Origin of the sequence: Citrobacter sp. wls757, from assembly GCF_005280935.1 — a bacterium.
GTDB lineage: Bacteria > Pseudomonadota > Gammaproteobacteria > Enterobacterales > Enterobacteriaceae > Citrobacter > Citrobacter portucalensis.
On the sequence record NZ_SZWU01000053.1, the window covers coordinates 1 to 3,619 of the forward strand.

3 protein-coding genes, 1 tRNA gene and 1 pseudogene are annotated in these 3,619 nt (G+C 48.7%); 2 read left to right on the top strand and 3 right to left on the bottom strand.

Annotation, left to right across the window (positions count from 1 at the left end; translation table 11 throughout):
* Window positions 1-42 precede the first annotated feature (42 nt).
* Window positions 43-118, bottom strand: a tRNA-Thr gene (locus tag FDW94_RS14160).
* A gap of 19 nt (window positions 119-137) precedes the next feature.
* Here FDW94_RS14160 and FDW94_RS24275 point away from each other — a divergent pair.
* Together FDW94_RS24275 and coaA are read left to right on the top strand one after the other, a co-directional pair.
* Window positions 138-206, top strand: a pseudogene (locus tag FDW94_RS24275) (hypothetical protein); the annotation flags it as partial.
* 301 nt (window positions 207-507) lie between these two features.
* Window positions 508-1,458 (top strand): type I pantothenate kinase, encoded by a 951-nt coding sequence (coaA, locus tag FDW94_RS14170; protein ID WP_003031107.1) that lies wholly within the window; start codon window positions 508-510, stop codon window positions 1,456-1,458.
* Window positions 1,459-1,490: 32 nt separating this feature from the next.
* On the opposite strand, the gene birA is transcribed toward coaA, so the two are convergent.
* Together birA and murB are read right to left on the bottom strand one after the other, a co-directional pair.
* The gene (birA, locus tag FDW94_RS14175) at window positions 1,491-2,453 is read right to left on the bottom strand and encodes a bifunctional biotin--[acetyl-CoA-carboxylase] ligase/biotin operon repressor BirA (protein ID WP_128612557.1); all 963 of its coding nucleotides are present in this window, start codon (window positions 2,451-2,453) and stop codon (window positions 1,491-1,493) included.
* Window positions 2,450-3,478, bottom strand: a complete 1,029-nt coding sequence (gene murB, locus FDW94_RS14180; RefSeq protein WP_137377780.1) for a UDP-N-acetylmuramate dehydrogenase — start codon at window positions 3,476-3,478, stop codon at window positions 2,450-2,452. The genes birA and murB overlap by 4 nt, the downstream gene beginning before the upstream one ends.
* Between the last annotated feature and the right edge of the window lie 141 nt (window positions 3,479-3,619).

Consider the following 3,619-nt stretch of genomic DNA (forward strand, 5'->3'; position numbering starts at 1 on the left):
AGTCTGCTCCCTTTGGCCGCTCGGGAACCCCACCGGACTTGATGGTGCCGACTACCGGAATCGAACTGGTGACCTACTGATTACAAGTCAGTTGCTCTACCTACTGAGCTAAGTCGGCATCAAGTAGCGCGCATTTTATGGAGACATGCGCACTCATGCAACTAAAAAATTGCATAAAATGTTCTATCGCTCACATTTTGCACTATACGACCGATAAATAATCTATTTCTTCTTTGGATTGGACAAATTTCCAACGTCAGGAGCCTCCTCTGGGAGGAATTTTGCTCCGGCAGGTACGCTTTGATAGAGAGAAAGCACATCTTTATACATCTGGAATACCCGTCACATTGCATTTCAGAGGATGATTTTTTCTTATTATTCCCCCCCATCTGGTGTTACCCTCCTGCCCATTGTCCAAATTAACTGAAATGTGCGTGCCATTGCGTACCGGGATGATTTCGTTTTTTACCGCAGACCTGATATAGCAATGACAGCCAGACCATGCGTATGAGTATAAAAGAGCAAGCGTTAACGTCGCCTTACCTACAGTTTGATCGCAACCAGTGGGCTGCGCTTCGTGATTCCGTGCCGATGACCCTGACCGAGGAAGAGATTGCTCGTCTTAAAGGCATTAACGAAGACTTATCGCTGGAAGAAGTTGCCGAGATTTATTTGCCTCTCTCGCGTTTGCTAAACTTTTACATCAGTTCGAACCTGCGACGTCAGGCCGTGCTGGAGCAATTTTTAGGCACGAATGGCGAGCGTATTCCTTATATTATTAGCATTGCTGGCAGCGTCGCCGTCGGTAAAAGTACGACTGCGCGTGTTTTGCAGGCTTTGCTCAGTCGCTGGCCCGAGCATCGCAAGGTTGAGTTGATTACTACCGATGGCTTTCTCCACCCTAACCAGGTATTGAAAGATCGTGGACTGATGAAGAAGAAAGGCTTCCCCCAGTCCTATGATATGCATCGCTTGGTTAAATTCGTTTCCGATCTGAAATCAGGCGTACCTAACGTCACGGCTCCGGTCTATTCCCATCTCATCTATGATGTGATCCCTGATGGCGACAAAACCGTTGCCCAGCCCGACATATTAATACTCGAAGGGCTAAATGTATTACAAAGCGGGATGGACTATCCTCACGATCCGCATCATGTATTTGTTTCTGACTTTGTCGACTTTTCTATTTATGTTGATGCGCCAGAAGAATTACTCCAGACGTGGTATATCAACCGTTTCCTGAAATTCCGTGAAGGGGCGTTTACCAACCCGGACTCTTATTTCCATAACTATGCAAAATTATCAGAAGATGAGGCTATCAACACCGCCACATCGTTGTGGAAAGAAATTAACTGGCTGAATTTAAAGCAAAATATATTACCAACGCGTGAGCGAGCAAGCTTAATCATGACGAAAAGTGCCAATCATGCCGTTGAGCAAGTCAGGTTGAGAAAATAAATAAAAAAGGGGAGCAACAGCTCCCCTTCTTATTACTCAGCGCTTCTTAGCGATATTTCTCCACCCATCCAGGGTTTGATCTCGCCATTTTGCTCAAGCAATAATGCACCTTGCGCGTCTATTCCACGAGAGACGCCAAATATTTCTTTATCGCCAATAATAAGTTTGACCGGGCGGTCGATAAAGTTATCCAGTCTCTTCCAGCGAGACAGATACGGCGCTAAACCTTCGTGCTCAAAGAGTACTAACGCAGCACGCAACTCACGTATCAGTCGGGCAGCAAGGGTATTGCGATCAATGTTAATGCCCGCTTCCTGCAAGTTAATCCAGCCTTGATTAACCACATTTTCTTCAACCCGGCGCATGGACATATTAATACCCGCACCGATAACAATCTGCGCGGCATCCCCTGTCTTACCGGTCAGTTCAACCAGGATCCCTGCCAGCTTACGGTCGAGCAAATAGAGGTCGTTGGGCCATTTTACACGTACCTTCTCTGCGCCCAGATCGCGTAAAACCTCAGCCATGACGATACCAATAACCAGACTCAGGCCAATCGCGGCAGCCGGTCCTTGTTCCAACCGCCAGAACATTGAAAGGTACAGGTTGGCACCAAACGGTGAGAACCATTTGCGACCACGGCGGCCGCGCCCGGCTTGCTGATATTCAGCGACACAGGCATCCCCTGACTCCAGTTGACCTATTCGGTCCATCAGGTACTGATTGGTTGAGTCGATAACCGGCAGGACTGTGATATTTCCACCATCCAGTTGAGAATGAATAAGTGAGGCATCTAATAGTTGGATAGGCTCCGGTAAGCTGTATCCTTTACCTGGAACAGTAAAGACATCAACCCCCCAGTCGCGTAACGTCTGGACATGCTTATTGATTGCGGCACGGCTCATTCCCAACTTTTCACCGAGCTGCTCACCGGAATGAAATTCGCCATCAGCGAGTAATGAAATAAGCGTCAGAGGGACGGTATTATCCTTCATGCAATGATCTCCACAGCATTCATTTCACCCTGCGGGCCAATAAACCGGACCTCTGGTTCGAGCCAGACATTAAATTTCTCACCGACTTTTTGACGTACATGATGTGCAAGTTGCACCACATCCTGACTCGTCGCATTGTCTGCATTGATCAGCACCAGAGCCTGCTGTTGATGTACCGCTGCGCCACCAATGCGCATGCCTTTTAGCTGACACTGATCGATAAGCCAGCCGGCGGCCAGTTTCACAGAACCATCAGCCTGCGGGTAATTAGGTGCTGTTGGGAATTTTGCCAGGAGCTCCTGCGCAATCTCTGCGGTGACAACCGGGTTTTTAAAGAAGCTTCCTGCATTACCGTTTACTTTCGGATCGGGCAGTTTTGTCGTGCGCATATGGCAGACAGAATCAAAAACCTGCTGAGGCGTCACCGTTGTAGGATCCAGGCGCGTCAGATCGCCATAGGTCAGTACCGGATGCCACTGTTTAGACAAGCGTAAACCAACAGCAATAATTGCGAAGCGATCCTGGTATTCATGTTTGAAGATGCTGTCACGATAACCAAAGCGACATTCTGCTGCACCAACGCGCAGATGTTTGCCAGTCGACAGCTCAACGCAGTCTACGTATTCGCAGACGCGCTGTAGCTCTACGCCATAGGCACCAATGTTCTGGATTGGCGATGAACCCACGCAGCCTGGGATAAGCGCCAGATTTTCCAGGCCAGGCATACCAAGCTGCAACGTATGCTGGACCAGATGATGCCAGTTTTCACCCGCACCTACGTGCAAATGCCACGCATCAGGTTGTTCTGTAATCTCAATACCCTTAATACGATTGACGATCACCGTCCCCTGGAAGGCATCAAGAAACAGGACGTTGCTCCCTTCGCCCAGGATCAGTACTGGATGATGCGATGCATTGGCTGATTGCCAGGCATTCAGTAATTGTTGTTCATTTTCGGCGCAGACAAGTTCATTCGTTTGCTGATCGATACCGAAGGTGTTCCAGGCTTTAAGGGAGTGATTCATAGACGCTTTCCTGATGCAAAATCGCGCCTAGTTTACCGCATATACCGCTGGATGGCTTGTGTTATGGAGGCTCAGGATATAGCTTTGCACCCGATGGTGCGGTGTTGTGATGTGCCTGATGCGCTGCGCTTATCAGGCCTA

Excerpts from the sequence above, each read along its gene's own strand:
- birA (WP_128612557.1), bottom strand. The coding sequence starts at position 2,453 with ATGAAGGATAATACCGTCCCTCTGACGCTTATTTCATTACTCGCTGAT.
- murB (WP_137377780.1), bottom strand. The coding sequence starts at position 3,478 with ATGAATCACTCCCTTAAAGCCTGGAACACCTTCGGTATCGATCAGCAA.
- coaA (WP_003031107.1), top strand. The coding sequence starts at position 508 with ATGAGTATAAAAGAGCAAGCGTTAACGTCGCCTTACCTACAGTTTGAT.